The 26,843-nt window shown below is 72.6% G+C and carries 28 protein-coding genes; 15 read left to right on the forward strand and 13 right to left on the reverse strand.

Features of this window, described 5'->3' with window-relative positions; translation table 11 throughout:
- From ACW9J6_RS32215 to ACW9J6_RS32235, 5 genes are all read right to left on the reverse strand, one after another.
- Positions 1–2,023: methyl-accepting chemotaxis protein (locus ACW9J6_RS32215; RefSeq protein WP_457120408.1), on the reverse strand; the 2,023-nt coding region annotated here is incomplete at its 3' end.
- Positions 2,024–2,051: 28 nt separating this feature from the next.
- Positions 2,052–2,513: a chemotaxis protein CheW gene (locus tag ACW9J6_RS32220; RefSeq protein ID WP_457120409.1), complete on the reverse strand. Its 462-nt coding sequence runs from the start codon at positions 2,511–2,513 to the stop codon at positions 2,052–2,054.
- Positions 2,513–4,564: a chemotaxis protein CheA gene (locus tag ACW9J6_RS32225; protein WP_457120410.1), complete on the reverse strand. Its 2,052-nt coding sequence runs from the start codon at positions 4,562–4,564 to the stop codon at positions 2,513–2,515. Before ACW9J6_RS32225 ends, ACW9J6_RS32220 begins: the two co-directional genes overlap by 1 nt.
- A 377-nt stretch (positions 4,565–4,941) precedes the next feature.
- Entirely contained in the window at positions 4,942–5,307 is a 366-nt protein-coding gene (locus ACW9J6_RS32230) for a response regulator (protein WP_457120411.1), read from the reverse strand.
- A gap of 18 nt (positions 5,308–5,325) precedes the next feature.
- Positions 5,326–5,604: an STAS domain-containing protein gene (locus ACW9J6_RS32235; protein ID WP_457120412.1), complete on the reverse strand. Its 279-nt coding sequence runs from the start codon at positions 5,602–5,604 to the stop codon at positions 5,326–5,328.
- A gap of 363 nt (positions 5,605–5,967) precedes the next feature.
- On the opposite strand from ACW9J6_RS32235, the gene ACW9J6_RS32240 reads away from it, so the two are divergent.
- The 3 genes from ACW9J6_RS32240 to ACW9J6_RS32250 all read left to right on the forward strand — a co-directional run bounded on the left by ACW9J6_RS32240 (position 5,968) and on the right by ACW9J6_RS32250 (position 10,194).
- Positions 5,968–7,020 carry a methyl-accepting chemotaxis protein gene (locus ACW9J6_RS32240; RefSeq protein ID WP_457120413.1) on the forward strand — a complete coding sequence of 351 codons (1,053 nt, stop codon included), beginning with the start codon at positions 5,968–5,970 and terminating at the stop codon, positions 7,018–7,020.
- A gap of 94 nt (positions 7,021–7,114) precedes the next feature.
- Positions 7,115–7,657 carry a hypothetical protein gene (locus ACW9J6_RS32245; protein ID WP_457120414.1) on the forward strand — a complete coding sequence of 181 codons (543 nt, stop codon included), beginning with the start codon at positions 7,115–7,117 and terminating at the stop codon, positions 7,655–7,657.
- A gap of 74 nt (positions 7,658–7,731) precedes the next feature.
- On the forward strand, positions 7,732–10,194 hold the full coding sequence (locus ACW9J6_RS32250; protein WP_457120415.1) for an EAL domain-containing protein: 2,463 nt from the start codon (positions 7,732–7,734) through the stop codon (positions 10,192–10,194).
- Between the two features lie 7 nt (positions 10,195–10,201).
- Here ACW9J6_RS32250 and ACW9J6_RS32255 read toward each other — a convergent pair whose 3' ends face one another.
- A complete protein-coding gene (locus ACW9J6_RS32255; RefSeq protein WP_457120416.1) occupies positions 10,202–10,441 on the reverse strand; it encodes a hypothetical protein in 240 nt (79 codons plus the stop codon).
- A 171-nt stretch (positions 10,442–10,612) separates the two neighbouring features.
- Here ACW9J6_RS32255 and ACW9J6_RS32260 point away from each other — a divergent pair, with 171 nt between their 5' ends.
- From ACW9J6_RS32260 to ACW9J6_RS32275, 4 genes are all read left to right on the forward strand, one after another.
- Positions 10,613–11,002: an exopolysaccharide production protein YjbE gene (locus ACW9J6_RS32260; RefSeq protein WP_457120417.1), complete on the forward strand. Its 390-nt coding sequence runs from the start codon at positions 10,613–10,615 to the stop codon at positions 11,000–11,002.
- Between the two features lie 474 nt (positions 11,003–11,476).
- Positions 11,477–11,944, forward strand: a complete 468-nt coding sequence (locus ACW9J6_RS32265; protein WP_457120418.1) for a MucR family transcriptional regulator — start codon at positions 11,477–11,479, stop codon at positions 11,942–11,944.
- A gap of 65 nt (positions 11,945–12,009) precedes the next feature.
- On the forward strand, positions 12,010–12,258 hold the full coding sequence (locus ACW9J6_RS32270) for a hypothetical protein (protein ID WP_457120419.1): 249 nt from the start codon (positions 12,010–12,012) through the stop codon (positions 12,256–12,258).
- Between the two features lie 187 nt (positions 12,259–12,445).
- On the forward strand, positions 12,446–12,691 hold the full coding sequence (locus ACW9J6_RS32275; RefSeq protein ID WP_457120420.1) for a PsiF family protein: 246 nt from the start codon (positions 12,446–12,448) through the stop codon (positions 12,689–12,691).
- 43 nt (positions 12,692–12,734) lie between these two features.
- Here ACW9J6_RS32275 and ACW9J6_RS32280 read toward each other — a convergent pair whose 3' ends face one another.
- The gene (locus tag ACW9J6_RS32280; protein ID WP_457120421.1) at positions 12,735–13,223 is read right to left on the reverse strand and encodes a MucR family transcriptional regulator; all 489 of its coding nucleotides are present in this window, start codon (positions 13,221–13,223) and stop codon (positions 12,735–12,737) included.
- A gap of 333 nt (positions 13,224–13,556) precedes the next feature.
- Between ACW9J6_RS32280 and garD the strand changes: the two genes are divergently transcribed.
- Positions 13,557–15,107: a galactarate dehydratase gene (gene garD, locus ACW9J6_RS32285; protein ID WP_457120422.1), complete on the forward strand. Its 1,551-nt coding sequence runs from the start codon at positions 13,557–13,559 to the stop codon at positions 15,105–15,107.
- Between the two features lie 7 nt (positions 15,108–15,114).
- Here the strand turns inward: garD and ACW9J6_RS32290 are convergent, their stop codons facing one another.
- Complete coding sequence (locus ACW9J6_RS32290) at positions 15,115–16,053, reverse strand: SMP-30/gluconolactonase/LRE family protein (RefSeq protein ID WP_457120423.1); 939 nt, start codon at positions 16,051–16,053, stop codon at positions 15,115–15,117.
- A 118-nt stretch (positions 16,054–16,171) separates the two neighbouring features.
- Positions 16,172–17,461 (reverse strand): MFS transporter, encoded by a 1,290-nt coding sequence (locus ACW9J6_RS32295; protein WP_457120424.1) that lies wholly within the window; start codon positions 17,459–17,461, stop codon positions 16,172–16,174.
- 102 nt (positions 17,462–17,563) lie between these two features.
- Between ACW9J6_RS32295 and ACW9J6_RS32300 the strand changes: the two genes are divergently transcribed.
- Positions 17,564–18,253: a GntR family transcriptional regulator gene (locus tag ACW9J6_RS32300; RefSeq protein WP_457120425.1), complete on the forward strand. Its 690-nt coding sequence runs from the start codon at positions 17,564–17,566 to the stop codon at positions 18,251–18,253.
- A gap of 16 nt (positions 18,254–18,269) precedes the next feature.
- Positions 18,270–19,088 (forward strand): NAD-dependent epimerase/dehydratase family protein, encoded by an 819-nt coding sequence (locus ACW9J6_RS32305; protein ID WP_457120426.1) that lies wholly within the window; start codon positions 18,270–18,272, stop codon positions 19,086–19,088.
- 671 nt (positions 19,089–19,759) lie between these two features.
- Here the strand turns inward: ACW9J6_RS32305 and ACW9J6_RS32310 are convergent.
- Entirely contained in the window at positions 19,760–20,746 is a 987-nt protein-coding gene (locus ACW9J6_RS32310) for an aldo/keto reductase (protein ID WP_457120427.1), read from the reverse strand.
- 104 nt (positions 20,747–20,850) lie between these two features.
- Here ACW9J6_RS32310 and ACW9J6_RS32315 point away from each other — a divergent pair, with 104 nt between their 5' ends.
- From ACW9J6_RS32315 to ACW9J6_RS32325, 3 genes are read left to right on the forward strand one after another with little or no spacing between them, the layout of a single operon-like run.
- On the forward strand, positions 20,851–21,429 hold the full coding sequence (locus tag ACW9J6_RS32315) for a metallophosphoesterase (RefSeq protein ID WP_457120428.1): 579 nt from the start codon (positions 20,851–20,853) through the stop codon (positions 21,427–21,429).
- 55 nt (positions 21,430–21,484) lie between these two features.
- Positions 21,485–21,754 (forward strand): helix-turn-helix domain-containing protein, encoded by a 270-nt coding sequence (locus ACW9J6_RS32320; RefSeq protein WP_457120429.1) that lies wholly within the window; start codon positions 21,485–21,487, stop codon positions 21,752–21,754.
- A gap of 7 nt (positions 21,755–21,761) precedes the next feature.
- On the forward strand, positions 21,762–23,501 hold the full coding sequence (locus tag ACW9J6_RS32325) for a SulP family inorganic anion transporter (RefSeq protein ID WP_457120430.1): 1,740 nt from the start codon (positions 21,762–21,764) through the stop codon (positions 23,499–23,501).
- On the opposite strand, the gene ACW9J6_RS32330 is transcribed toward ACW9J6_RS32325, so the two are convergent.
- Positions 23,473–24,351 (reverse strand): NAD(P)H-binding protein, encoded by an 879-nt coding sequence (locus tag ACW9J6_RS32330; RefSeq protein WP_457120431.1) that lies wholly within the window; start codon positions 24,349–24,351, stop codon positions 23,473–23,475. The genes ACW9J6_RS32325 and ACW9J6_RS32330 overlap by 29 nt on opposite strands.
- A gap of 107 nt (positions 24,352–24,458) precedes the next feature.
- Here ACW9J6_RS32330 and ACW9J6_RS32335 point away from each other — a divergent pair, with 107 nt between their 5' ends.
- The gene (locus ACW9J6_RS32335; RefSeq protein ID WP_457120432.1) at positions 24,459–24,860 is read left to right on the forward strand and encodes a winged helix-turn-helix transcriptional regulator; all 402 of its coding nucleotides are present in this window, start codon (positions 24,459–24,461) and stop codon (positions 24,858–24,860) included.
- A gap of 65 nt (positions 24,861–24,925) precedes the next feature.
- Here ACW9J6_RS32335 and ACW9J6_RS32340 read toward each other — a convergent pair whose 3' ends face one another.
- Entirely contained in the window at positions 24,926–25,450 is a 525-nt protein-coding gene (locus ACW9J6_RS32340) for an HD domain-containing protein (protein ID WP_457120433.1), read from the reverse strand.
- 77 nt (positions 25,451–25,527) lie between these two features.
- Positions 25,528–25,938: a DUF2000 family protein gene (locus ACW9J6_RS32345; RefSeq protein WP_457120434.1), complete on the reverse strand. Its 411-nt coding sequence runs from the start codon at positions 25,936–25,938 to the stop codon at positions 25,528–25,530.
- On the opposite strand from ACW9J6_RS32345, the gene ACW9J6_RS32350 reads away from it, so the two are divergent.
- Positions 25,937–26,830, forward strand: coding sequence for an AraC family transcriptional regulator (locus ACW9J6_RS32350; protein ID WP_457120435.1), 894 nt, complete (start codon positions 25,937–25,939; stop codon positions 26,828–26,830). The two genes, ACW9J6_RS32345 and ACW9J6_RS32350, sit on opposite strands and share 2 nt — an antisense overlap.
- Positions 26,831–26,843: the final 13 nt, after the last annotated feature.

Here is a 26,843-nt window from a genome sequence, read left to right on the forward strand (position 1 = left end):
CGCCGAGGTCGAAGGCGAACCCGCCCCGGCCCGCCTCGGCCGGGACCGCCTTGCGCTTGCCCGCCTTCGCACCGGCCGACGGCGCCGCCATCCGCGACGCCGTCTCGCGAAGCCGCGCCACCGACCGGTCCACCGGCGCGGACGCCGCCGCCGCCCCCTCGCCGATCCGGAAATACGCGATCGTCCCCTGAAGACGCTCCGCCTGCGCCGCCAGCTCCTCCGACGTCGCCGACACCTCCTCCGACGCGCTCGCGTTCTGCTGCGTCACCTTGTCGAGCTGCTGGATCGCCGCGTTGATCTGCGCCGATCCCGCGTCCTGCTCCCGGCACGCCGCCGAGATCTCCTCCACAAGCTGCGCCGTCCGCCGGATGTCCGGCACCAGACGACCCAGCATCGACCCCGCCTCCTGCGCCGCCTTCACCGTCTCCGACGACAAAGTCCCGATCTCCGCCGCCGCCGCCTGTGACCGCTCCGCCAGCTTGCGCACCTCGCTCGCCACAACCGCGAACCCGCGGCCGTGCTCGCCCGCCCGCGCCGCCTCCACCGCCGCGTTCAGCGCCAGCAGGTCCGTCTGCCGCGCGATCTCCTGCACGATCGTGATCTTCTGCGCGATCGTCTGCATCGCATCCACCGCCCGGCCCACCGCGGCCCCGCTCGCCTCCGCGTCCTTGGCTGATTGCCGCGCGATCGTCTCGGTCTGGCCGGCATTGTCCGCGTTCTGCTTCACGTTCGCCGCCATCTCCTCCATCGACGCCGACGCCTCCTCGGTCGACGACGCCTGCTCCGTCGAGCCCTGCGACAGCTGCTCGGCCGACGACGACAGTTCCTGGCTCCCCGACGAGACGTTGCCGGCGGCCACCACCACCTGGCCCACCACCTCGCGCAGCTTCACGGTCATGCCCCGGACGGCGAGCATCAGGTCGGCGATCTCGTCGCGGCCGCTGACCGCCACGTCCTGCGTCAGGTCGCCCTCGGCCACCCGGGTGGTGGCGGCGACCGCCCGGCCGAGGCCGCGGGAGATCGAGAGGGCGATCCACAGCGCCATCGCGAGGCCGGTCACCACGGCCGCCGCCACCACCGCGACCACGATCGTGCGGGACGATTCGTAGGCGGCCTGGGTGTCGTTCACGAAGCCCTCCGCGACGCTCTCCTCGTAGGTGCGCAGCTTGCCGACCTCCTCGGCCACGGCGAGCCGGGCCTGGGTGAATGGACCGAGATAGATCCGGAGCGCCCTCGCATCGGTATTGGCGACGCCGAGCGCCAGGACCTTCTCGGCGAGAGGCTGCCAGGTGCGGAGGGACGCGACGACGGCGGCCGCGCCCTCGGCCAGGGGGCCCGCCCGGCTCACCTCCGCGAGCGCCGCCGCGTCCCGGTTGAGGACCGCGAGCGTCTCGCGGATCTCGCCGTTGATCTTGGCCAGGAGGGCGTCGTCGGACATCAGGATCGACCGGTAGAGTTCGCCGCGCAGCAGCACCAGCCGCGACTCGATCCGGTCCACCTGCTCGCGCTGGGCCGCCGACAGGGTGGGACGGGCGCGCAGGTCATCGAGCCGCGCCCTGACGGCCAGGAAGGCGGTGTTCTGCTGTCCGTCGGCCAATTCGGAGGCGTGATTGTTGCCGTTCTGGACCGCGAGCTCGACGCCCTTGAGCACCGCCTCGTCGAGGCGGCCCCAGGCGTCGCGCAGCCCCTGGACCCTCGCCCGGCCTTCCGGCGGCAGGGCGCTAAGGTACTCGCCGAGGGCCGCCTGGAACTTGGCGTCCTCGGCCTTGAATTCCGCCGCGGACTTCTCGCGGGCCTGATCGGTTGCCTCGAGCAGCGTCCGGCCGAAGAGCCGCGCGGCGTTGACCGCCATGGTCTCGAACCGCAGCGCCCGCTGGACCTGCGTGAAGGGTCCGGACGCGAAGCCCTGCATCCGCGCGTTGGAACTGCTCAGGCTCGTCACGCCGAGATAGCCGACGCCACTCAGCAGCAGCAGGAGCAGCCCGAAGGCCAGTCCCAGTCTCGCCTTAATTGTGAACCGCATCGAACAACTCCTGCCTCGAAAGTCCGCATCAACTCAGAATATGAGCGACGTCGGGAACGATGACGAAATCCTCTCCGAACTTGACGATCGAATGGATGTATTCTGGCTTCCAGCAGGTACCGACCTTTGGGATCTGCTGCTTGTGGGCAAGATCGACCTCGGTAACCTCCGAGACCTTGTCGGCCACGAGCGCGACCACGACCGGATCGCCGTCGATCTCGACCTCGATGACCACGAAGCGGGTGTCCGGCGTCGCCGCCGCGGGCTCCATCCCGAACCGCTCGCGGATATCGGCGAGCGGCACCACGTTGCCGCGCACGTTCACCACGCTCGCCAGATGCGGCCGCGCCCCGGCGACCCGCGTCGCCGGGATCGGGTCGATGATCTCGCGCACCAGCGCGGCGTCGAGGGCGAAGGTCTCGCCGCCGATCCGCACCATCACGGCCTGGAGCCCGTGGCCCGACGGGGCCGCCTCCTGAAGCGCCGCCATCACGCCACCTCCCTGTAATCCTGCGCGGCCGCGTGCCGGTCGGTGACCAGCTGGCCGACATCGATGATCAGCGCCGCCGTGCCGTCCCCGAGGATCGTGGCGCCCGAGAAGGTCGCGACATCCGCGTGGAGCTTCGACAGCGACTTGATCACGGTCTGGTGATTGCCGATGATCTGATCGACCACGAGCCCGAGCCGGGTCTCGCCCGCCGCCACGATGATGACCTTCTGGTACGGGTCGGGGGCGCCCGCGACGCCGAAGCGGTCACGCAGGCGCATGAACGGAACGAGGTCGCCCCGGATGTTGAGGAAGTCCCTCCCGCGCGCGGCGGCCTGGCACGCGGGCAGTTCGACGCATTCCTCGATCGTCGAGAGCGGGATGACGTAGCACCCCTCGCCGACCCGGATCAGCAGGCCGTCGATGATCGCGAGGGTCAGCGGCAGCCGCAGGACGACCGCCGTGCCCGCGCCCGGCTCGGTGGCGAGGTCGATCTGGCCGCGCAGGCCCTCGATCGTCTTCTTGACCACGTCCATGCCGACCCCGCGCCCCGACAGGGCCGAGATCTCCTGCGCGGTCGAGAAGCCGGGGGCGAACAGGAACTGGTAGATCTGCTGGTTCGTGAGCGGCGTCCCGGGGGAGACGAGCCCCTTCTCCTCGGCCTTGGCGCGGATGCGCGCCGCGTCGAGGCCGCCGCCGTCGTCGCGCACCGTCACCACCACTTCGGCGCCCGCGTGCTCGGCGGTGAGCGAGATCCGGCCCGTGGCCGCCTTCCCGCTCACCGCGCGGCGCGCCGAATCCTCAATGCCGTGGTCGATGGCGTTGCGGATCAGGTGGACGAGCGGATCGGCGAGGCGCTCGATCATCGTCTTGTCGAGCTCGGTCTCCTCGCCGTCCGTGACGAACTCCACGGGCTTGCCGAGGTCGCGCGAGAGGTCGTGCACGAGGCGCCGGAAGCGCCCGAACAGCGAGCCGATCGGCACCATGCGGATGCCCATCGTGGTGTCGCGCAGGCGGGAGGACAGCCGCTCGATCTCCTCGGCGATCGAGGTGATGACCGGATCGGTGCGCAGGGCCGCGAGCTGGCTGAGGCGGGCCTGCGCGATCACCAGTTCGCCCACCCGGTCCATCAGCTCGTCGAGGCGGCCCGCCTCGACCCGCACCGTGCTGGTCGCCCGCTCCTCGCCGCGCCGGGCGGCCGACCGGGGCGCGGCGGCCGGGGGAGCCGCCGGGACGGACGCGGCGGGACCGGAAGCGGCGGCCGGGTCCTGAACCGCGATCCCCTCCCCTTCCGGCAGGGCCGCCGCGTCCCCGCCGAGGGGCTCCAGCGTCAGCGCCATGTCGTCGAGGACGAACAGGAACACCTCCTCGATGGCGGAGCGGGGCACGTCGGCCTCCAGCCGCACGTCCCAGCCGATCAGCAGCGCCGTCGGATCGAGGTCTTCGAGATCCGGGACGTCGTCGAGGCGCGCCGTCACGGTGCAGGGGCCCAGCGCACGCAGGTCGTCGAGGAGCACCAGCGGGTTGGTGCCGTTGCGCAGGACGCCCGGATCGAAGCGAAGGCCGATGGCCCAGCCCGGGGTGGCGGCGGGAGCCGCGGCCTCGGGACGGACGGCCTCGGCGCGGTTCGCCTCGCGGCCGCCGTCCCCGGCCTGGGCCGGAACCGCAGCCGGGGCGCACGCGCCGCCGACGATGCGGTCGAGTTCCGCCAGGATCGCCTGGCCGATCACCGGGGCGGTCGAGGCCGGGTCCTCGATCAGCGCCCGGATGTAGTCCTTGGCCGACAGCGCCACGTTCACGAGGTCGAGGCTCGGCTCGGCCCGGCCCTGACGGACGAGGTCGAAGGCGGTCTCGAAGTCGTGCGTGAAGGCCGCGACCGCCTCGAACCCGAACATCGCCCCCGATCCCTTGATCGTGTGCAGGGCGCGGAAGGCGGTGTCGATCTGCCCCCGGTCGTCGAGGCGGTCGCTGAGGTCGAGAAGGGCGGCTTCGAGCCGGTCGAGGAGTTCGGCGGCCTCCGTCCGGAAGACCGCGATGGGATCGAGGCTGCTCATGTCAGCGGCCGCTCCAGGGCGAGAGGAAGGTCATGGTGGCGTCGGGTCCCCGATCCGGTCGCAGGCGTGGTCGACGGCGCGACGGGCCGAGCCCGCGGCGCGTCGCTGGTCGCCGCGGCCGCATCCGAACAGCCGCAACTTCGACCCTGTTTGACAGAATTATGACGCTGAGGAATCTAACGTCGAGTTAATGCAGGAGATATCCTCGACTGCAAATCATCCGACAAAGCGGCACATCATCGGGGCGATAGACACGACTCGTCTTCCGCGCACTTGCCGCACACGGCGTCAGCTGTGCCGGCGACGCCGCGCAGGCCGGCCTGCTCCTGCGGGATGGCCCGCAGGAGCAGGCCGCGGGGCGCCCTGCGCCGGTCCGGTCAGGCCCGGACCAGCTTGGCGACGACGCCGAGCAGCTGCTCGGGCTTGAAGGGCTTGGTGATCCAGCCCGTCGCCCCGGCCGCCTTGGCCTTCTGCTTCACGCCGTCGTCGGATTCCGTGCTGAGGAAGAGGATCGGCACGCCGGTCAGGGAGGCCACGCCCCGCAGGCCCTTGATCATCTCCAGCCCGTCCATGACGGGCATGTTCAGGTCGGTGATGACGAGGTCGACCGGCCCGCTCCTGGCCTTCGCCAGGCCCTCGGCGCCGTCGCCGGCCTCGACCACCGTGTGGCCCGCCGGGCCGAGGACGAGCTTGATCATCTGGCGGATGCTGGGGGAATCGTCGACTGCGAGTACGGTCGCCATCGGAGGATGTCCTTCTGGTCAGGAGGGTGTGGAGAAGCGCGCCGGGTCCACGCCGGCGCGGAGGAACACGGCCGACGCCTCGTCCGGGAGGTTCGTCACGCGGAGGGCGCCGCCCCTGGCCCGGGCCGTGCGCTGGGCCGAGACGAGCAGCTGCACGAACGCGATGTCGGCGCGCTCGACACCGGCGCCGTCGATGTCGAGCGGCCCGCCCTCGGCGAGCGCCGCGATCAGCGTCTCCCGCAGCGCCTCGGCGGCCTTCAGGCCGCAAGGTCCGGTCAGCGCAAGCCCCTTCGTCATCCCATGCCATCCCTGCTCGGTGCCGCAGCGGCTGCCGCAGCGTCTCCGCATTCCCGACCCGGACGGCGCGTCGCGGAGACGTTGCTGCCCGAATGCCGTTCCGCCCATCAAAGCACCTCAGCCATGAATTTTCCCTTAGTCATGCAGATCGGCTCGCGCCGTTCCTCAATTTTAGAAAGAGCCTCGATGTCAGCAAGGCGCATAAATGCACAATGTCTGGCAAATTCTCGTGCCGCCCTTAGGGCTTCCAGTAAGGAATCCGCAGGCTCTCGCGTGTAGGCCGCATTGGCAGAGTTCGTGTCGGGCTGTTTGCGCCGGGAGCCGGTTTGGAGCCGCGACTAGAGGAGGATCCGGGATATGGGCATGCAGGCGGTGGAACGGGCGCGGCCGGAAACCGACCTCCCGGGCTCGGGGGCGGCCGCCCTGCTGGAGGAATGGCTCGGCCTCGCGGCGCGGCAGCGCCAGGTCCTCGACGCGCTGGTGGCGGAGATCGGGCTCGCGTCGGATCATTCCGAGACGAGCGTGCGGGAGCTGACGACGCGGTTCGAGGCGATCGCGGCGACCACCCGGGCGCAGGCCGAGACCGTGGAGGGGGTGGTCCGGGCGATCCAGTCGGTCCGGGTCGAGGGCCGGGAGATCGCCCTGTCGGAGGTGGCCTCGGGCCTCGGGGAGACGCTCGCGGCCCTCAACGGCAAGATCGCGGCGCTGTCGTCGCGGGGCACCGCCCTGATCGGCTCCCTCGACACGGTCCTGGTGGACCTCGCCCGGGTCGAGGAGAGCGTCGGGTCGATCGACGCGATCAACCGGCAATCGAACCTGCTCGCCCTCAATGCCAAGATCGAGGCCGCGCGGGCCGGCGATGCGGGCCGCGCCTTCGGGGTGGTGGCCAACGAGGTGCGCGACCTCGCCCGGTCGATCGGCACGCTGTCGGGCGCGATCCGCCAGCAGATCGGCGCGATCGCCGAGGGCCTGCGCCGGTCGCACCTGATGCTGCGCGACGTGGCGGCGATCGATGCCTCCGACGAGAGCCTCGGCGCCACCGGGCAGGTGCGCGCCGTGATGCTGGCGCTGATGGACCAGAACGCCCGCTTCGCCGACATCCTGCAGGAGACCGCGCGGACGACCTCGGCGGTGACCGCGGAGGTGTCCGGGGCAATCGTCGGCATGCAGTTCCACGACCTCACCCGGCAGCGCCTGGAGAACGTGTGCCGGGCGCTGGGCGCCGTCGCGGGCGCGGCGGAGCCCCTGCGCGCGCGCAGCCGCGACCTGGGCGCCGACGAGGCCGGGGACGACGCCTGGATCGACGCGATGATCGCGGGCTGCACCCTCAACGAGATCCGCACGCGGCTGGGGCAGCGCATCCTGGGCCGCGCCCCCGCCGCGCAGGACGATGACGACGGCATCGAGATGTTCTGAGCGCCGCTTCCCGGCCCGCGGCCGACGGGCAGGATCGCCGCATGGTCGCCGCGATGGCGTGGTGCAAGAGTCCGCCCACGCCCAGGAGCCGCCGATGTCCCGCCCACGATCCCTGCCCGTCCGCGCCCTGATCGGGCTCGCCGACCTCGTGATCGGGGCCTTCGTGGTCGGCGCGGAGCTGGTGCGCCCGCTCTACCGGCCGCTCACCGAGGCGCTCTCGCGCCTCGCGCTGGTGCGGCGGCTGGAGGCGGCGATCGCCCGGATGCCGCGCTTCGCGATCCTCGCCCTCCTCGCCGTGCCGTTCCTCGGGGTCGAACCCCTCAAGGTGCTCGGCGTGATCTGGATGGCGGAGGGGCATCTCTGGCGCGGGCTGGCGCTGCTCGCGGGCGCCTACCTGGTGAGCTTCGTGCTCGTCGAGCGGATCTACCACGCCGGCCGCGCCAAGCTCCTCACCATCGGCTGGCTCGCGGCGGCGATCGGCTTCGTCGTGCGGGTCCGCGAGGCCGTGCTGGCCTATGCGCGGGACACGCGCGCCTGGCAGGCGGGGGTCGCGGCGGGCCGGCGCGCCCGGGCGGCCCTGCGGCGCCTCATCACCCGCACCGCCCGGCCCGGCCGCCGATACAGTCCGTTCTCCTGACCGTCACGCCGCGACACTAAGGATTGCTTCAGCGGAGACGCGGTAGATTGGCGCTGTAGAACGAAGACGGCGTCATGATTCTCGACGATAGAGCGTCCCTCGGCGTCGATTGGCTCTGGGAAACCGACGCGTCGCTCCGGCTGACGCGCCTGGAGGGCCGCTTCGCCGCCCTGACGGGCGTCGTCGCCGCGGCGCGGATCGGCTCCGCCTTCCCCGGCCTCGACGGGGACGGCGGGGAGGATCCCCGCGGCGCGCTCCGGACGGGGCGGCCGTTCCGCGACCTGCTGGCGTCCCATCGCCATCCCGACGGCGGGACGCGCTGGCTGCGCTTCGCCGGGGCGCCGGTCCGGACCCCGGAGGGTGCCGTCCTGGGCTACCGGGGCGTCGCGGCCGCGGTGCCGGCCGGGGGACGGCCGGAGGCGCCGCGCGGCCGGGAGCCGGGCGCCCCGGGGCTCGACGCGGTGCTGGCCCATGCCGGGCAGGGACTGGTGCTCCTCGGGGCCGACCTCAGGGTCGCGGCGGTCAACCAGCGCCTGCGCGACCTCTACGACCTCCCGCCCGGCGCGGCCGAGGTGGGCCTATCGGCCGCGGACCTGGCGCGGGCCTGCGCGGCGCGGCTCGCCGGGCCGGGGGCCGAGGACGAAGTGTCGGACGAGATGGCAGCCTTGGTGGGGCGGCGCGCGCTCCGCTCCGAGCGCCGCCTCGCCAACGGCCGGACCGTGGCGATGACCCTGACGCCGACGCCGGAGGGCGGCGCCATTGCGGTCCACGAGGACGCGACGGCCCGCGTCCTGGCGGATGCCCGCTTGGCGGAGCAGAACCTGCGGCTCGACGCCGCCCTCAAGCACATGTCGCACGGCCTCGTCCTGTTCGATGCCGGGCACCGGGTGACGGTGCTCAACCAGCAATTCCTGGACCTCTACGGCCTCTCGGCGGAGGAGGCGCGGCCGGGCATCACCGCCGAGCACCTGATCGCCCTGCGCGCCGCCGCCGGGAACTTCCCGGGCCGGGAGGCGGCGGCGGTCTGGGCGCAGGTGTCGCAGCGCCTCGCCACCCGCACCCGCTACCGGCTGGACGAGCGGCTCAGCGACGGACGGACCGTCGCGGTGACCTGCGCGCCGACGCCCGAGGGCGGCTTCGTGACGGTCCACGAGGACGTCTCGGCTGCCAAGATCGCCGAGGCCCGGATCGTCCACATGGCCCGGCACGACGCGCTGACGGGCCTGCCGAACCGCGTCCAGCTGCAGGAGGCGCTGAACGAGGCGCTGGCGCAGGCCCCGGCGGCCGGGCCGGCGGCGGTGTTCTGCCTCGACCTCGATCGCTTCAAGGCGGTGAACGACGCCCTCGGCCACGCCGCCGGGGACCTGCTCCTGCGGCAGGTCACGGCCCGCCTCGGGGCCGCGATGCGCCGCCGGGCGGCGGGCGGCACCGCGCTCCTCGCGCGCCTCGGCGGCGACGAGTTCGCGCTCGTGCTGCAGCCGGCCGACCGCGCCAGCGCGGCGGATCTCGCGGAGGCGCTGATCGCGGCGGTCGGGCGCGACTTCGACCTCGACGGCAAGCGGGCCAATGTCGGGCTGAGCATCGGCATCGCCCTCGATGCCGGGACGGGGGCGGGTCCGGAGGACCTGCTGCGCTCGGCCGACATGGCGCTCTACAGCGCGAAGGGCGAGGGCCGCGGCGTTCACCGCTTCTTCGAGCCCGGGATGGACGCGGCCCTCCAGGAGCGCCGGGCCGTGGAACTCGCCCTGCGGGCCGCGCTGGCGCCACCCCAATTCGAACTGCACTTCCAACCCGTGGTGACCCTCGCCACCGGCGCGGTCGCGGGCTTCGAGGCGCTGGTGCGCTGGCGGCACCCGGACCGGGGCCTCGTGCCGCCCGGCGCCTTCATCCGGGTGGCGGAGGAGACCGGGCTCATCCTCCCGCTCGGCGAGTGGGTGCTGCGGGAGGCCTGCCGGGCGGCGGCGTCCTGGCCCGCCCCCCTGCGGGTCGCCGTCAACCTGTCGCCGGTCCAGGTGCGCGACGCGGGCCTCGCCCGCACGGTCGAGGCGATCCTCGACGAGGCCGGGCTCGACGCCGCCCGCCTCGAACTCGAGATCACCGAGGGCGCGCTGCTGCAGGAGGGCGAGACCGCCCTCGCCGTCCTGCACCGGCTCCGGCAGCGCGGCGTGCGCGTCGCCATGGACGATTTCGGCACCGGCTTCTCCTCGCTGAAGTCCTTGCGGGCCTTCCCGTTCGACCGGATCAAGGTCGACCGCTCCTTCGTGGCCGACCTGACGGTCCGCCCCGACGCCGCCGCGATCGTGCGGGCGGTGGCGGGGCTGGGCGCCGATCTCGGCATCGCCACCACCGCCGAGGGCGTCGAGACGAGAGACCAGCTGGCGCTGCTGCGGGAGGCCGGCTGCACGGAGGTCCAGGGCTTCCTCACCGGCCGCCCGGTCGGCCGCGACGGGGTCGCGGCCCTGCTGGCCGGGGATCTCCGCCGGGTCGCGCCCCTTCCCCGGGCCGCGTCGGCGCTCCCGTCCCGCGCTCGCCCGTGAGCCGTCCTCAGGGGAGCATCGCGGGCTCGTCGGGCAGGGGCAGCGCGCTGCCGAGATCCGCCGCCGCCTCCGCCGCCACCGTCTCGGCGGGGCTCGCCATCGCGACGTAGACCAGGAACAGCGCGCAGGCGATCCCGGCGAGGATCCGGGTCAGGCGCTCGCCAGTCCCGCCCCGCGCGTGGATCAGCACGCAGCCGAGCGTGAAGAGGGCCGCCTCGGCGGTGGGAAGCGCAGGGGGCGATGTCATGCCGGGCCCTCCGCGGCCGTTGCTTTGGTATTCCACATACCAAATCAGCCCGGCCGAGGGAAGCCGCGGCGGGCGTGCCCGCCCGGCCGCGGCGGCCATAAGTCCACAGGGTGGAACCTCGCCGGTGGTCGCTCGCTTCCTCCTCGCCAACGAAGGCTGGAGGAAGACGTCATGAAGGTGCAAGTCATCGCCGTCGCCGTTGCTTTACTCGGTCTGAGCGCCGCCCCCGTGCTCGCGGGTCCCTGCAACACCGGATCCACGAAGGGCAAATCTCCGGACCAGCAGGCGAGCAACCCGGCCAGTTCGGATGCCGACGGCGGCAGCAAGAACCTCGCGGGCGGTCAGCAGCCCGCCTCGCCCGGCACCGTCGGCGCCATGAACAACGCCGGCGCCAGCCAGACGCCCGGCGGCGCCGGCACGCAGGCGGATGCCCGCGGCAACCAGACCGACCCGGCGAGCAAGAACCTCGCGGGCGGTCAGCAGCCCGCCTCGCCCGGCACCGTCGGCGCCATGAACAATGCCGGCGCGGACCAGAAGCTCGGCCAGAAGGACGATTGCTGAGCCATCCGTCATCCCGAGCAGGCTTGGATCAGGCCGAACCCAGATCCCGGCGATCATCTCCGATGACCGCCGGTTCGTTTCTTGAACTTTCGTCGGGGCCGGGACCCGAACCTTGGGCTCGGCGTCGATGATCCGAGATCGTCGGCAGCCCGGGCCGTCGGAATGAGGCCCGATCTCGGCTTAAGACTTTCCCATGTCCTGCGACGAAGCGGTCTTCCCGTCGTGGACCGGCCGTTTCGCGACCCGTGACGCCCGCCCGGCCCGACGCCGCGGCGGGCGTTGCACATTCGGCCACGGTCCACGACCGGTACTGCCCCGGCGCGGCCCGAGACTGCAATCACGCACCGGCAGCCGAGTTAATTCGAACGGACTAAATCCTGAGATTGATTAGTAAATGCTCGAAGATTCGATTATTGTGCGTCGGCAATTCGGTATCGCCACCTTAGAGCGATGGTCTTGACCGAGGAATTTGAGATGAATGCCACCGAAACGGGCACGACATCGCCCGGAGCCGAGTCACTGGCGGTGATGACGGCGGATATCGTGACCGCTTACGTGTCGGGGAACGCCCTCCGCCCGGTGGATATCGCCCCGCTGGTGCGCAGCGTCTACACGGCACTGGCTGGCCTCGGCGCGCCGGCCGAGCCGATGCCGGTCGAGCCGCCGGCCCCGCCAGTTCCGATCCGCAAGACCGTCACGGCCGAGCACATCATCTCGCTCGAGGACGGCAAACCCTACAAGTCGCTGAAGCGGCACCTGACGGCGCGCGGTCTCACGCCGGAGGAGTATCGCCGCAAGTGGAACCTGCCTCCGGACTACCCGATGGTCGCCGCGGTCTACGCGCAGCGCCGCTCAGACCTCGCGCGCGACCTCGGGCTCGGGCAGATCCGGAGCCGTCGGGCGGCCGAGCGCCGCGCCGCCGCGGCCGCCGCCGCGGAGTAGCCGCGGGATCCCGGGACCGTCCGGAGGCGTTCCCACGCCTCCTGGTTCCTCGGAGGTCCCCCGCGGTGTCGCCCCTGCTCCCGCTCCTCGCCACCGCCGCCTTCGCGGCGGGGCTGTTCGTCATCGCGCAGCTCGAGCGCTGGGCCGACCTCGTGGGCGGCGTCCTCGGCGTCACGGCGGTGGGCCTTCTCTGCGTCCTGCTCCTCGCGGTGGCGCCACCGTCCCCCGGCGGGTCCGCACCGGGCCGGACCCGGGCCGCGATGCCCTTGGGCATGATGGCGGGGGTCGACGCGGCGTGGCCGGCGCGCCCCTGATCCGGCCGCGCGGAATCGCTCCCGCGCCGCGGCCCGTGCCGAACCTTCGCCACACAAGGCGCCGAGCATGCCGGCGCCCGGGACCGCCGGGGAGCCCCCGCTCCGCCGACGGCCGCCCGCGGCCCTGTGGGAGCCGGGCGGGGACACGGACCGCGTCGCCGAGGCCCGGCCAATCGGAGTGTGGCCGATGAGACCGTTCCTTCCGGCGCTCGCCGTCGTGATCCTGGCGTGCCTGCCCGCCGCCGCCAAGGACCGCGCGCCGCCCGCCGGCCCCAAGCCGGCCGCCTCGCGGCCGGAGCCGGCCGCCGAGGACAGCTACCCGGGCGTCGATCCCGCCGTGCTGGCGCAGTGCCGGTCCGAGGCCGAGAGCAAGCACCTGCGCGGGGAGCCGCGCCAGCTCTTCATGAAGACCTGCGTCGAGCCCGAGGATTGAGCGGGAGCGGCGCCGGCCGACCCGCCGATCGGGGCCGGGCCTGTCAGTGGGCCGCGACCTTCGGGCCGCGCCGCCCCGCCCTGCTCTTCGCCGCCGCGGCGGCGGCCCGCTTCTGCAGCGCGCGGTCGCGGCGAAGCTGACCGAGGCCGAGGGTCTTGGCGAGTTCGGAGCGCTGGGCCGCGTAGGTCGCCGCCACCATCGGGTAGTCCGGCGGCAGGCCCCACTTCTCCCGGTACTGCTCGGGCGTCAGGCCCCGCCCCGACAGGTGTCGCTTCAGCGACTTGTAGGGTTTGCCGTCCTCCAGCGAGATGATCGCGTCCGGCGTCACCGTCTTGCGGATCGGGATCGGAGGAATCGGCTTCTCCGGAGCCGGCGGCGGCGGCGAGACCAGTGCATTCAGGGTCTCGTGAATCGTCCGCAGCAAGAGCGGCAACTCAACGGTCGAGATACGATTATTCGCCACGTAGGCGGCAACGAGATCACCTGCCAGCGCGGTCAGGTTAACGGCGGATTCGTTTGAGGCAGCGCTCATGAGAAGGTCCTGCTCGTTCGTTCTCGAAATCCTCTACCCGGCTTCGGGTTTCGTCAATCTAAGAAATGATTTTATTCTGATATTTCCCTGTTCTGACTGTCCAAAATTCTCGAAAGAATGACTTAAAGTTGCCGGGAGATCGGAATTCCCTCTTGCTGCGTGCAGGTGCCGGGCGGCCCGCGCGTCGATGGCGAGGCGGCGCGGCGATGCGGGCCGGGCATCGATCGATGCCGAGTTGGGCTTGGATTCCCCGGAGCGTCGGGTCTAAGGCGGGAGGCAGGGCGGGGCTCCGGCGGCCGGGCCGCATCGGAGCACCCTGCCGGGGAGGAAGCCATGTCCGCGAGCCCGCAGGCCCGCCGCGCCGGCGACGCGCCGCGCACGATCCAGCTCCACGAGAGCGACAACGTGGCCATCGTGGTCAACGCCTTCGGGCTGCCGGCCGGCACCGTCCTGCCGGACGGCCCGGTGCTCGCCGAGTTCGTGCCCCAGGGCCACAAGGTGGCGCTCGCCGACATCCCGGCGGGGGGGCCGGTGCGGCGCTACGGCGAGGTGATCGGGCTCGCGGTCGCCGACATCCCGCGCGGCGCCTGGGTGGAGGAGACGCGGGTGCGCACGCCGCCCGCCCCCGCCCTCGACGCGCTCGACCTCGCCACGCGGGTGCCCGCGCCGCTGCCGCCCCTCGACGGCTACACGTTCGAGGGCTACCGCAACCCGGACGGCACGGTCGGCACCCGCAATATCCTGGCGATCTCGACCAGCGTGCAATGCGTCGCCGGGACGCTCGACGTCGCGATCCGGCGCATCCGCGAGGAGCTGCTGCCGCGCTATCCGAACGTCGACGACGTGGTCGGCCTCACCCACGCCTATGGCTGCGGCGTCGCCATCAACGCTCCCGAGGCGGTGATCCCGATCCGGACCCTGCGCAACCTCGCGCAGAACCCGAATTTCGGCGGCGAGGTCATGGTGGTGGGTCTCGGCTGCGAGAAGCTCGTCTCCGAGCGCCTGCTGCCGGACGGGCAGCAGGACGGCGTGGTGCGCCTGCAGGACGAGCGCCACCAGGGGTTCGGCATGATGCTGGAGAGCATCCTGGCCATGGCCGAGGCGCGGCTGGAGGTGCTGAACCGCCGCCGCCGCGAGACCTGCCCGGCCTCCGACCTCGTGGTGGGCATGCAGTGCGGGGGCAGCGACGCTTTCTCGGGGGTCACCGCGAACCCGGCCCTCGGCGCCGCGGCGGATCTCCTGGTGCGGGCCGGGGCGACCGTGATGTTCTCGGAGGTGACCGAGGTGCGCGACGCGGTGCACCTGCTGACGCCCCGGGCCGAGAGCGAGGCGGTCGCCCGGGCGCTGGTGCGCGAGATGGCGTGGTACGATGCCTACCTCGCCCGCGGCGAGGCCGACCGCAGCGCCAACCCCTCCCCGGGGAACAAGAAGGGCGGCCTCAACACGATCGTCGAGAAGGCGTTGGGCTCGGTGGCGAAGTCGGGCACGAGCGCGATCCGCGGCGTGCTGGCCCCGGGCGAGCGGGTGCGCGAGAAGGGGCTGATCTTCGCCGCGACGCCGGCGAGCGACTTCGTCTGCGGCACGCTTCAGCTCGCCTCCGGCATGACGCTGCAGGTCTTCTCCACCGGCCGCGGCACGCCCTACGGGCTGCGCCAGGCCCCGGTGATCAAGGTGGCGACGCGCACCGAACTGGCCGAGCGCTGGTCGGACCTGATCGACCTCGACGCGGGCCGGATCGCCACCGGCGAGGCGACGATCGAGGAGATGGGCTGGGCGCTGTTCCGGCTGATCCTCGACGTGGCGAGCGGGCGCAAGGTCCCGTGGTCGGACCATTGGGGGCTCTACAACGACCTCACGCTGTTCAACCCGGCGCCGGTGACCTGACCGGCCCTCACCCTCCCGCGCAGCCCTGGGTGTCCACGTAGAGCGCGTAGAGCGACTGGCTCGCGGCCATGAACAGGCGGTTGCGGTGCCGGCCGCCGAAGCAGAGGTTGGCGCAGCGCTCGGGCAGGCGGATGCGGCCGATCAGGCGACCGTCCGGGTTGAAGATCATCACCCCGTCCAGCGCCTCGTCGCCCATGCCCCAGCCGCACCAGAGGTTGCCGTCGGTGTCGCAGCGCAGACCGTCGGGGGTGCCCGGCCCCGCATCGATCAGCACCCGCCGGTCGCGGAGGCTCTGCCCGCCCACCACGTCGAAGGCGACGATGCGCCGGGTCGGCTGCCCGCGCGACTCCACCAGGTAGAGCACGCTCTCGTCGGGGGAGAAGCAGAGGCCGTTCGGCCCGGCGATTTCGCGCGCCACCGCCTCCAGGGCGCCCGTCTGCGGGTCGAGCCGGTAGACGTTCTGGGAGAGTTGGGGCTCCGCGCGCTCACCCTCGTAGTTTCCGGCAATGCCGAAGGGCGGATCCGTGAACCAGACCGCCCCGTCGGAAGCCACCACCACGTCGTTCGGCGAGTTCAGGCGCTTGCCCTCGAACGTGTCGGCCAGGACGGTGACCGCGCCGTCGTACTCGGTCCGCGTCACCCGCCGTCCCCCGTGCTCGCAGGTGACGAGGCGGCCCTGGCGGTCGCGGGTGTTGCCGTTGGCGAAGTTCGAGGGCCGGCGGAACACCCCGACCGCGCCGCTCTCCTCGTCGTAGCGCAGGATGCGGTTGTTGGGGATGTCGCTCCACAGGAGATACCGCCCGTCCCCGAACCAGACCGGTCCCTCCGACCAGCGGCAGCCGGTGGCGAGGCGCTCCACCGCCGCGCTGAACACCCGGTAGCGGGCGAAGGAGGCGTCGAGGATCTCGATCGCCGGGTCGGGGTAGCGCGTACTCGGTGTCCACACGGGGGCCGTCTCCTCATGCGCTGTCCGATCGATCGCTTCGCGATGCGGAAAGCGGCTTCGCTCAATCGCCGCGCGGGCTGGTGAGACGGAACCCGGAAGTGATCTTCCGGAGTCCCTCTCACTCGGCCCGCATCGTCGCGGCCCCGGGCGCGAGGGGCAAGCCCGCGGCGGCCCCGCGGCCGCCCCGCTCCCCGAGCACCAGCCACACCACCAGCAGCGCCACGAGGTCGAAGACCGACAGGCAGGCGAAGAGCGGCTCGTAGCCGATCCGCGTGGCGACCTGCCCGATCAGCAGCGAGAACAGCGTCCCGCCGAGATAGCCCGCCATGCCGCCGAACCCGGTCGCGGTGGCGACGTCCTGCGGCGCGAACCGGTCCGTGACCACGGCGTAGAGCAGGCTCGACAGCATCTGATGCGCGAAGGCCCCCAGCGAGAACAGCGCGATCGCCGCGTAGGGGCTGGTGACGAGCCCGATCAGCCCCGGGCCGATCATGCAGACCGCGCCGATGCCGATGCCGGCGATGCGGGAATTCGGCAGCGAGATCCGGAAGCGGCCGGCCAGGAAGGGCGACAGGTAGCCGCTCGCCACGCAGCCGAGATCCGCCGCCAGGAAGGGCAGCCACGCGAACAGGGCGAACTGCTTGATGTCCATGCCCCGCGCCGAGATCATGTAGAGCGGGATCCAGTAGTTGAAGGTCTGCCACGCCGGCTCGGTCAGGAACCGGGCCGCCGCGATGCCCCAGAACGGCCGGGCGGTGAGCACCGCGCGGGCCGAGGGCCTGGGCAGGGCGGGCCGGGCCCCGATATGGGCGCGCTCGGCCTCGCTCAAGGAGGGGTGCTTGTCGGGATCCCGGTAGAGGACCCACCACAGGGCCGCGACGACGACCGACATCAGGCCGGTGACCACGAAGGCGGCCTGCCAGCCGAAGGTCAGGGACAGCCAGATCACCAGGGGCGGCGCGATCATGGCGCCGATGGAGGAGCCGGTGTTGAACCAGCCGGTGGCGATCGAGCGCTCCCGGGCCGGGAACCACAGCGTCGAGGTCTTCACGGCGGCCGGGATCGCCGCCCCCTCTCCCACCGCCAGCATGGCCCGGAAGCCCGCCATCGACAGCCAGCCGGTGGCGAGCCCGTGCAGGGCGCAGGCGACGCCCCAGATCAGCGCGAACAGGACGTAGCCGCCGCGCAGGCCGATCAGGTCGGTGAGGTAGCCGGCGACCGGCTGCATCAGCCCGTAGGTCACCTGGAAGGCCGCCACCACGTAGGAATACTGCTCGGTGGTGAAGCCGAGCTGATCCTTCAGCACCGGCGCCAGAACACCCAGCGCGTTGCGGTCGAGGTAGTTGACCACGGTGCCCGCGGCCACCAGCGCGAGAATGCCCCAGCGCAGCCTGCCGACCCTGCTCATGCGTTCCTCCCCGTTTCGCGGCGCGGTTGCTTGCCACCGGCGGCACCGCTCGTTATCAGTATCGATATCGATAATGCCGGGGGCTGACAAGGGAGGGAGGCCGTGTCGGAGGGTCCCTCGACACTCATCCAGGCGTTCCCGCGGGTGCGCCGTCACGCCCTGGTCGCGGATTGCCTGCGCCGGGCGATCATGCTCGGCGAGATCCCGCCCGGGGCCGCGCTCCTCGAACTCGAGCTCGCGGCGCGGTTCGGCTGCAGCCAGGGCCCGATCCGGGAGGCCCTGCTCCTGCTGCAGGAGGAGGGGCTGGTGCACCGTTCCGGCCATCGCGGGACGCGGGTCTCGGAGACGAGCCGGGAGGAGGCGGTCGAGATGCTGCGGCTGCGCCGGGACATGGAGTGCCGGGCCGCGCGGCGCGCCTTCGCGGGCCCGCCCGATCCGGGCCTGATCCCGGACCTGCGCGCCCAGCTCGACGCGATGGAGGCCGGCGCGCGCGAGGGTGACGCCTACAGGCTGGCGGAGGCCGACCGGGCCTTCCACCGGCGCCTGTTCGCGGCGGCACGGCTGCCGAGCCTGGAGCCGCTGCTGCTGCGTTGCCTGACCCACAACCATCGCTACAAGATGCTGCAGGGCCCCGTCCCGCCGGATCTCAGCCACACCGCGCGGCGCCACCTCGGCATCCTGGCGGCGGTGGAGCGGCGGGACGCGGCGGCGCTGGCGGCGGAACTCGCCCACCACGTGGCGACGATCCTGGACGGCGGACCCTCGCTCCTCGACGAGGCCGAGGCGCCCTGAGGATGAGGACGATGTCATGACCAGGATCGCACTTTCGGGCGCGGGCGGGCAGATCGGGCGCAGCCTGCGCCCGCACCTGCTGGCGGCCGGGCACGGCCTGCGCTCGGGCGCGGGCTTCGACGCCCTCGCTCCGCTGTCGCCGGAGGAGACCGTTGTCGGCGGGGACCTGCGCGACCCGGCCGCCGTGGACGCGCTCCTCGCGGGGACGGAGGTGCTGGTGCACATGGCGGGGACCAGCGTCGAGCGGCCCCTGCCGGAGATCATCGAGAACAACCTCGTGGCGCTCGCGGCGGTCTACGAGGGCGCGCGCCGCCACGGCTTGAGGCGGGTGGTCTTCGCGAGTTCGAACCACGCCTTCGGGATGCACCCGGTGACGGAGCGCCTCGACGCCGCGGCCCCGTTCCGGCCGGACGGGTTCTACGGCCTGAGCAAGGCCTGGGGCGAGGCCCTGGGCCGGATGTACTGGGACAAGCACGGCATCGAGGGCGTGGCCCTGCGCATCGGCAGCGCGCTCCCCCGCCCGACCGAGCCGCGCCACCTCTCGACGTGGCTCGGGCTCGACGACCTCGCCGCGCTGGTCCTGTGCGCCGCGACGGCGCCGGTCCCGGGCACTCTCGCCGTCTGGGGCGTGTCGGACAATGCCCGCAGCTACTGGGACAATGCGGCGGCGGCAGTCATCGGCTACCGGCCGCGCCAATCGGCGGATGCCTTCGCGGAGGAGATCCTGGCAGGCACCGACCCGCGGGACGCGGTGGCGCGCCGCTTCCAGGGCGGCAGCTTCGCAGGCATGGACTACACGCCGGAGGAGGCGCGGCCGGGGCGCGACGAGGCGTGAGGCGCGAGCGGCATGCCCCCCGCCCCCGCTGCGCACGGCTGTTCGGGACACGTGTGAGGCACGTCTCCCCTCTCCCGAGTGCACACAGCATAGGAAAACTTGTTCTGTATCAGAGGGATGATCGTTCCGATCGATCAGACGTCGAGCGGATCCGTCATCGCTCAGCCACACCCGCCGCGCGATCGCCAGCAGGGCATCGCAAGGCTCGATCGACGCCGATAGAGCTCGAGACCGATCGATTTCATCCAGTCAGGTGATCTTGAGCCACAGCTTCAAACCCGACTCATGGCAACAAACCCACCTCCTCATGCTGAGGTGCGACCGAAGGGAGCCTCTGGCGGGCCGCAGGCCCGCACGCACCCCAGAACAGCGTATCCAATACGCTCTTCTCTTGGATTGACGGCTGGGGGTGCTTCGAGGCTCCCTTCGGTCGCACCTCAGCATGAGGAGTGTTGTGTTTTCCAGCAGCGTTCAGCCGATGAGCCAGCTACAAAGATGTGTGCACACGGTCGCCTACTCGGGAGAGGGGATCCCGCGCGCGCTGGGCTGGCATCGTTGAGCGTCAAATCCGTGTTTCCCGAAGGCCGACGCGCATCCTCAGGAGCCCCGGCCTCTCACCAAACAGCCGTGCCCGCCGCCAGGGAAAGCTCAGACCGAACGGCGCCCTCCCCTCACCGGTTCACCGACTGCATCCCGGCCGCCGGGTAGCGCGTCCCGGCCGCGGCCCCGCTCGGCAGCGCCGCGGCGATGCGGGCGAGGTCGTCGGGGGTGAGCGTCACGTCGAGCGCCCCGAGATTCTCCTCCAGGTAGCGCCGCCGCTTCGTCCCCGGGATCGGCACGATGTGCTCGCCCTGGGCCAGCACCCAGGCCAGGGCCAGCTGCGCCGGGGTGCAGCCCTTCTCCCGCGCCATCGCGTCGATCTTCCCCACGAGGTCGAGGTTCTTGGAAAAGTTCTCGCCCTGGAAGCGCGGCGCGTTGCGGCGGTAATCGTCGGGCGCGAGGTCGTCGAAGGACCGGATCTGCCCGGTGAGGAAGCCGCGGCCGAGCGGGCTGTAGGGCACGAAGCCGATGCCGAGTTCCCGGCAGAGCGGCAGGAGTTCGTCCTCCGGCTCGCGGCTCCACAGGGAATACTCGGTCTGCAGCGCCGCGATCGGGTGCACCGCGTGGGCGCGCCGGATCGTGGCGGGCGCCGCCTCGGACAGGCCGAGGTGCTTCACCTTGCCGGCGCGCACCAGCTCCGCCATGGCGCCGACCGTGTCCTCGATCGGCACCTGCGGGTCGACCCGGTGCTGGTAGTAGAGGTCGATCACCTCGATCCCGAGGCGCTTGAGGCTCGCCTCGCAGGCCTGCCGCACGTAGTCCGGCCGGCCGCTGATGCCCTGGAAGCTGCCGTCGGCCCCGCGGACATTGCCGAACTTGGTGGCGACCACGATCCATTCCGAGCGCTCGCGCACCACGCGCCCGACCAGTTCCTCGTTGCGGCCGACCCCGTACATGTCCGCCGTGTCGAGGAAGGTCACCCCGAGATCGATGGCACGGTGGAGCGTGGCGACGGATTCGGCCTCGTCGCGGCCGGCATAGAACTCGGACATGCCCATGCAGCCGAGCCCGAGGGCGGAGACCTGCAGGCCGGAGGCGCCGAGCGTGCGCATCTTCATGGGTGTCACTCCGTGGTGGGGCGAGGGTGCGAGGGATCTGCGGCGGGCCGCGCCCGATTCAAGGATGATCCCCTCCCGAGACAGCGCGCCCGCCCCCGGATCCCATGGCCACCTACTTCACCGCCGACACGCATTTCGGCGACGTCCGCATCCTGCGCCAGCGGGGCCGCTACCCGACGATCGAGGCGCATGACGAGGCGCTGATCGCCAACTGGAACGCGGTGGTCGCCCCCGGCGACGAGGTCTGGCACCTCGGCGACTTCGCGGCGGGCGCCAGCCGCACCCGCTGCCGCGAGATCTTCGCCCGGCTCAACGGCATCAAGCGGCTCGTGCGCGGCAACCACGACACCAACCGCGTGCTCACCCTGCCCTGGGCCGATCCGCCGGTGGAGAGCGACCGGCTGAACCGGCCCGATGGCGCGGGCGCCGAGTGCCGCCTGTTCCTGGCCCACTACGCCCACCGGGCCTGGCCCGGCCTGTGGCGGGGCACCCGGCACCTCTACGGCCACACCCACGGCACGCTGCCCGACACGACCCGCTCCTGCGACGTCGGCGTCGACGCCTGGGACGACCGGCCGGTGGGCATCGACGCCGTCCTGTCCCGTCAGGGCGCCGCGACGCTGGTCCCCGAGGAGCTGCGGCGCGACGCCGCGCGCGGATCAACGTCCAACCATCAAGAGTGATGTCTTGAACATCACGGCTGCGGTATGGTAACGCTGCCGCAAGGATAGTCGCCGCATGATCACCGCCGCCCAGATGCGCGCCGCCCGGGCGCTCCTCGGCATCGACCAGCGCCAGCTCGCCGAGATGGCGGGCGTGTCGCTGCCGACGATCCAGCGGATGGAGGCGAGCGAGGGCAACGTGCGGGGCGTGGTCGACACGCTCACCAAGGTGGTCGAGGCGCTGGGCCGGGCCGGGATCGAGCTGATCGGCGACGACGCCGTCAGCCGCGAGGGCGGCCGGGGCGTCCGGCTCAAGCGCCCGGCGCCGGGCCGGCGCGAGGAGTGACGATCCGATGATGGCCGATGGCACGGCGGGCTTCGCCGACCTCTACACGCCCAAGCTGGTGACGGTGCTCAGCGAGCGCTACCGCCTCGCGGACCTGCGGGCGGACGCGGTGGCGGGCCTCACCGTGGCGATCGTGGCGCTGCCGCTCTCGATGGCGATCGCCATCGCGTCCGGGGTGACGCCCGACCGCGGCCTCACCGCGGCGATCATCGGCGGCTTCGTGGTCTCGGCGCTCGGCGGCAGCCGCTTCCAGATCGGCGGGCCGGCCGGCGCCTTCATCGTGCTCGTCGCCGCCACCGTCGAGGCGCACGGGGTGGCGGGGCTCATCACCGCGACCTTCCTGGCCGGGCTGATCCTGCTCGCCATCGGCCTGCTGCGCCTCGGCACCTTCATCAAGTACATCCCCTACCCGGTCACGGTCGGGTTCACGGCCGGCATCGCCGTCATCATCGCGGCGAGCCAGGTCAAGGACCTGCTCGGCCTCACGCTCGCCCGGGAGCCGGGGCCGATCGTCCCGAAACTCGCGGCCCTCGCCGCGGCGCTGCCGACGCTCAACGGCGCGGCCTTCCTCGTCGCCGGCCTCGGCCTCGCCCTGATCCTCGGCCTGCGGCGCCTGCGCCCGCACTGGCCCGGCTTCCTCATCGCGGTCGGGGCGACCTCGCTCCTCGCGTGGCTGCTCGGCCTGCCGGTCGAGACCATCGGCAGCCGCTTCGGCGGCATCCCGCAGATGCTGCCGGCCCCCGCCCTCCCGGACCTGTCGCCGGCGCGGGTCGTCGAGATGCTGCCCGCCGCGCTCTCCTTCGCGCTGCTCGGCGGGATCGAGAGCCTGCTCTCGGCGGTGGTGGCGGATTCAATGAGCGGCCGGCGGCACCGCTCCAACTGCGAACTCGTCGCGCAGGGGGCGGCGAACCTCGCCTCGGCCCTGTTCGGCGGGCTCTGCGTCACCGGGACGATCGCCCGCACCGCCACCAACGTGCGGGCGGGCGCCCGCGGGCCGGTCTCCGGCATGCTGCACGCGGTCTTCCTCCTCGCCTTCATGCTGGTCGCCGCGCCGCTCGCCCGCTTCATCCCCCTGCCCGCCCTGGCGGCGGTGCTCATCGTCGTCGCCTGGAACATGGCCGAGAAGCACGCGCTCCTCGTCCTGCTGCGCGCCTCGCGGGGGGATGCGCTGGTGGTGCTGGCGACCTTCCTCCTCGTGGTGTTCCGCGACCTTACCGAGGGCATCCTGGTCGGCTTCGCGCTCGGCGCCGTCCTGTTCCTGCACCGCATGGCGCAGGCGGTGGCGGTGGAGCACCGGCCGGCCCTCGTCGCCGAGGACGCCCCCGATGGCCTCCGGGAGCGGCTGCCCTACGACGCGGCCCTGGCCAGCGACCCGGACGTGGTCGTGTGCCGGATCTCCGGTGCCTTCTTCTTCGGAGCCACCGGCGCGGTGGGGGCCGCCCTCGACCGCATCGGCGAGCGGCCCCGCGCCATCGTGCTCGACCTTGCGGAGGTGGCGCTCCTCGACTCGTCGGGCGCCGCGACGATCGAGGGCTTCGTGCACAAGGCGTCGCGCCGGGGCGCGACGGTGATCGTGTCGGGGGCCGCCCCGGACGCCCGCCGGGTGCTCCTCGCCCACGGGTTGCGCCCGCCCGCGGTCGGGTTCCGGACGACCATCGACCAGGCCGTGGCCGCGGCCCGAGCCCCCGCCGACACCGCCCCGGCCCCCGAGGCGGGGCTCACCCCGGCAGGGCCGCGGCGATCGTGACGGAGGCGGGCGTCGTCGGCCGGCCGATCAGCCGGCCGAGCACCCGGCCCTCGTCGAACAGGGCGCCTCGGGCTGCCGCCGCGTCCGAGTCGGCGAGCAGCGCCGCCACCGGCTCGGGCAGCCCGGCCTGGAGCAGGGCGGTCCGGAACGCCGCCTCCGGCAGGTCCCGGTAGGCCACCGGCCGTCCGGATTGCCGGGCGATCTCGGCGGCGAAGGCGGCCAGCGTGTAGGATTCGTCGCCGGCGAGTTCGTAGGTCCCGGCCGGAGTCTCGGCCGTGAGGATCGCCGCCGCGGCCTCGGCGTAGTCGATCCGCGCCGCCGAGGCGATGCGCCCCTCCCCGGCTGCCCCGAGCAGGACGCCGTGCGCGAGGGCCGCCGGGATCGCGGCGGCGTAGTTCTCCGTGTACCAGCCGTTGCGCAGGATCGCGTGGGGCAGTCCGGATTCCGTCAGCGCCCGCTCGGTCTGCCGGTGCTCCTCGGCGAGGCCGAGCGGCGAGGTCGGGGCGCGCAGCACGCTCGTATAGGCGACGAACCCGACCCCCGCCTCCCGCGCGGCCGCGATCACCGCCCGGTGCTGCGGGACCCGCCGGCCGATCTCGCTCGACGAGATCAGCAGCAGCCGGTCGATCCCCGCCAGGGCCGGGGCCAGGGTCTCGGGGCGGTCGTAATCGACCTCCCGGACCTCCACGCCCCGCGCCCGCAGCCGCGCGCCCGCCTCGCCGTCGGGGCGGCGCAGGCCCGCGACGACGCCCTCGGGCGCGACCCGCGCCAGGAGGGCGTCGACGACGAGCGTGCCGAGCTGGCCGCTGGCACCCGTGACAAGGAGGCGGCCCGGAGAGAGTGTCGACATCGCTTCGTTCCTCGCGTGGTCTCTTCCTGATACGAGGTTCCTATGCGAGACCGGTTTGGAGCGGAAGGAGGCACTTTCATGGGACAGGGTGACGGCGAGGGAACCGCGTGAGCGCCCGGGCCAACCTCGCGCGGGCCTTCGCGAGCTGGCGGGACGCCGCCCTCGACCCCGCCTCCTGCCCGGTGCGGGACGTGCTCGACCGGGTCGGGGACAAGTGGTCGAGCCTGATCCTGATCGCGCTCGCGGGCGGGCCGCAGCGGTTCAGCGCGCTCGCCCGGGCGGTCCCGGATATCTCGAAGCGCATGCTGACCCAGACCCTGCGCGACCTGGAGCGCGACGGCTTCGTGACGCGGACCGTCTTCCCGACGAAGCCGCCGAGCGTGGCCTACGCGCTCGCGCCCCTCGGCGAGTCGCTGCTGGAGCCCCTCGCCGCCCTCGTCGCCTGGGCCGAGACCCGCCACGCCGCGATCCGCGACGCCCGCGCCCGGTTCGACGCGGGCGGGGGGTGAGTGCCTGTGCCGATCGGGAATCTGTGGCGAGAGCCCGACGCTTCCCCCGACCGCGATCCGCCCCGTCATTCCTGGAGCGGCGCCTGCGCGCAGGCCTGCGCGAGAACCGCGACCGGCACCCCGTGCCGGTTGGAGGTCTGCAGGATCGTCCCGACCAGATAGGGGCGCGCGGCGAGCCGCGTCGCGAGGTCGAGGGGATCGCCCGACCGGCCCAGGGCGACCGTCGCGGCGCGGCCCATCACCGCATCGACCACCGCGAAGGAATCCGCCAGCCGCAGCGCGTCGGCGAGCATCGTCCGGCATCGCGTGCCGGTGCGGGGATCATGCGCCGCGATGGCCAGCAGCGCCTCGGCCGGCAGGTCGCCGGAGAGCCACGCGGCGGTGACGAGGCCGTGCCGAGTGCGGTCGTGCTCGGTCACGTAGTAGTCGAGGTCGTGACAGAGCCCGACGACGTCCCAGAGGTCGGGATCGCCGTCGAACCCGCCGGCCAGCGACCGCATCAGGCATCCGACCACGCGGGAATGCGCCGCCCGCCCGCCATTCCGCAGGTGCTTCGCCACCAAGCCGTCGGCCTGCCTCATGGTCAGCATGCAGCCAAGTCTAGCGCCAGGCCTTCATGACGCAAGGGAGTTTAAGCGCCTTCCCAAAATATCGCGCGACCGCGCGGTCAGGGATGCAGGGCCAAGTCTTTCATCACCTTGTCGACGGCCTTGCGGTCGGCGTGGAGCGCGAGACCGACGAGGTCGAGGGCCTCCGTGGGCACCCGCGCCACGGCGGCGCGATTGGCCGCGTCGTTGCCGGTGGCGAAGAGGTCGTGGGTGTAGATGGCGCAGGGCAGGTCCCGCTCGCGGGCCCGCCGCAGCGCGCGGGTCAGGGCCTCGGCCCCCCCGGTGAAGATCAGGATCGGCTGGCGGATCAGCGGCCCGTAGACCGCCCCCGTGCCGTCCCGGTAGGGTTCGCCGGTGATGTCCGGATGGCTCCCGACGAGCCCGCCGGCCAGGAAGGCCGTGACGTTGAGCTTCTGCCAGGAGGCGAGGTCGTCGCGGACCGCGATGGCGATCTTGGTGTCGTAGCGCATGGACGAGGACCTAGCCCCCGCCCCGGGGAGGCGTCTTGAACGATCGTGCGGGCCTGGCCCGGCGGACTGGATCCGCACCGCCGCCGCCCCGGACGGGATCGAGCGAATCGAGGCCTTCTTCACCGGCCACGCCTACGACCCGCACCGGCACGATTGCTACGCGCTCGGCCTGACGGTCGCGGGCGTGCAGCGCTTCGACTACCGCGGGGCGGAGCAGAACAGCCTCACCGGCAACCTCATCGTGATCCACCCGGACGAAGTCCATAACGGCCGCTCGGGCGCCGCGACCGGCTTCCGTTACCGGATGGCCTACCTGCCGCCCCACCGCATCCGCGCCGCCCTCGGGACGCGGGCCGGCGGCCTGCCCTTCCTCGGCCGGGCCGTCCTCGACGACGCCCGGCTCCGGGCCGCCCTGGTGCCGCTGCTCGCGGATCTCGACCGGCCGCTCGACCCGCTGGAGGCCGACGGGGTCCTGGCGGCGATCGCCGATGCCCTCCTGGCGCAGGATCCCTCGGCGCGGCGGCGCGGCGATCCGGCCGGGATCACGGCCCGGATCGAGGCGGCCCGCGCGGTCCTCGACGCGGCGGGATCCTGCCCGGTCCGCTCGGAGGAGTTGGAGGCGCTGACCGGGCTCGACCGCTTCACGGTCGCCCGCCAGTTCCGCCACCGCTTCGGGACGAGCCCCTACCGCTACCTGACCCTCCGGCGCCTCGACCGCGCCCGGGTGCTGATCCGGTCGGGGACCGGGCTCGCGGAGGCCGCCGCGGAGGCCGGCTTCGCGGACCAGAGCCACATGACGCGGCTGTTCGCCCGCGCCTTCGGCCTCTCGCCGGGCCGCTGGCGCCGGATGCTGGCCGCGTCCCCGGAACGGACCGCCGCGGCTCTCCGTTGAGGGAGCCACGCCC

Source organism: Methylobacterium sp. JK268 (assembly GCF_054052225.1).

What these genes read in the sequence shown, in the direction of transcription:
- ACW9J6_RS32220 (WP_457120409.1), bottom strand. Translation starts at nt 2,513, where the DNA reads ATGGCGGCGCTTCAGGAGGCGGCCCCGTCGGGCCACGGGCTCCAGGCC.
- ACW9J6_RS32225 (WP_457120410.1), bottom strand. Translation starts at nt 4,564, where the DNA reads ATGAGCAGCCTCGATCCCATCGCGGTCTTCCGGACGGAGGCCGCCGAA.
- ACW9J6_RS32230 (WP_457120411.1), bottom strand. Translation starts at nt 5,307, where the DNA reads ATGGCGACCGTACTCGCAGTCGACGATTCCCCCAGCATCCGCCAGATG.
- ACW9J6_RS32235 (WP_457120412.1), bottom strand. Translation starts at nt 5,604, where the DNA reads ATGACGAAGGGGCTTGCGCTGACCGGACCTTGCGGCCTGAAGGCCGCC.
- ACW9J6_RS32240 (WP_457120413.1), top strand. Translation starts at nt 5,968, where the DNA reads ATGCAGGCGGTGGAACGGGCGCGGCCGGAAACCGACCTCCCGGGCTCG.
- ACW9J6_RS32245 (WP_457120414.1), top strand. Translation starts at nt 7,115, where the DNA reads ATGTCCCGCCCACGATCCCTGCCCGTCCGCGCCCTGATCGGGCTCGCC.
- ACW9J6_RS32250 (WP_457120415.1), top strand. Translation starts at nt 7,732, where the DNA reads ATGATTCTCGACGATAGAGCGTCCCTCGGCGTCGATTGGCTCTGGGAA.
- ACW9J6_RS32255 (WP_457120416.1), bottom strand. Translation starts at nt 10,441, where the DNA reads ATGACATCGCCCCCTGCGCTTCCCACCGCCGAGGCGGCCCTCTTCACG.
- ACW9J6_RS32260 (WP_457120417.1), top strand. Translation starts at nt 10,613, where the DNA reads ATGAAGGTGCAAGTCATCGCCGTCGCCGTTGCTTTACTCGGTCTGAGC.
- ACW9J6_RS32265 (WP_457120418.1), top strand. Translation starts at nt 11,477, where the DNA reads ATGAATGCCACCGAAACGGGCACGACATCGCCCGGAGCCGAGTCACTG.
- ACW9J6_RS32275 (WP_457120420.1), top strand. Translation starts at nt 12,446, where the DNA reads ATGAGACCGTTCCTTCCGGCGCTCGCCGTCGTGATCCTGGCGTGCCTG.
- ACW9J6_RS32280 (WP_457120421.1), bottom strand. Translation starts at nt 13,223, where the DNA reads ATGAGCGCTGCCTCAAACGAATCCGCCGTTAACCTGACCGCGCTGGCA.
- garD (WP_457120422.1), top strand. Translation starts at nt 13,557, where the DNA reads ATGTCCGCGAGCCCGCAGGCCCGCCGCGCCGGCGACGCGCCGCGCACG.
- ACW9J6_RS32295 (WP_457120424.1), bottom strand. Translation starts at nt 17,461, where the DNA reads ATGAGCAGGGTCGGCAGGCTGCGCTGGGGCATTCTCGCGCTGGTGGCC.
- ACW9J6_RS32305 (WP_457120426.1), top strand. Translation starts at nt 18,270, where the DNA reads ATGACCAGGATCGCACTTTCGGGCGCGGGCGGGCAGATCGGGCGCAGC.
- ACW9J6_RS32310 (WP_457120427.1), bottom strand. Translation starts at nt 20,746, where the DNA reads ATGAAGATGCGCACGCTCGGCGCCTCCGGCCTGCAGGTCTCCGCCCTC.
- ACW9J6_RS32315 (WP_457120428.1), top strand. Translation starts at nt 20,851, where the DNA reads ATGGCCACCTACTTCACCGCCGACACGCATTTCGGCGACGTCCGCATC.
- ACW9J6_RS32320 (WP_457120429.1), top strand. Translation starts at nt 21,485, where the DNA reads ATGATCACCGCCGCCCAGATGCGCGCCGCCCGGGCGCTCCTCGGCATC.
- ACW9J6_RS32325 (WP_457120430.1), top strand. Translation starts at nt 21,762, where the DNA reads ATGATGGCCGATGGCACGGCGGGCTTCGCCGACCTCTACACGCCCAAG.
- ACW9J6_RS32330 (WP_457120431.1), bottom strand. Translation starts at nt 24,351, where the DNA reads ATGTCGACACTCTCTCCGGGCCGCCTCCTTGTCACGGGTGCCAGCGGC.
- ACW9J6_RS32340 (WP_457120433.1), bottom strand. Translation starts at nt 25,450, where the DNA reads ATGCTGACCATGAGGCAGGCCGACGGCTTGGTGGCGAAGCACCTGCGG.
- ACW9J6_RS32350 (WP_457120435.1), top strand. Translation starts at nt 25,937, where the DNA reads ATGGACGAGGACCTAGCCCCCGCCCCGGGGAGGCGTCTTGAACGATCG.
- ACW9J6_RS32345 (WP_457120434.1), bottom strand. Translation starts at nt 25,938, where the DNA reads ATGCGCTACGACACCAAGATCGCCATCGCGGTCCGCGACGACCTCGCC.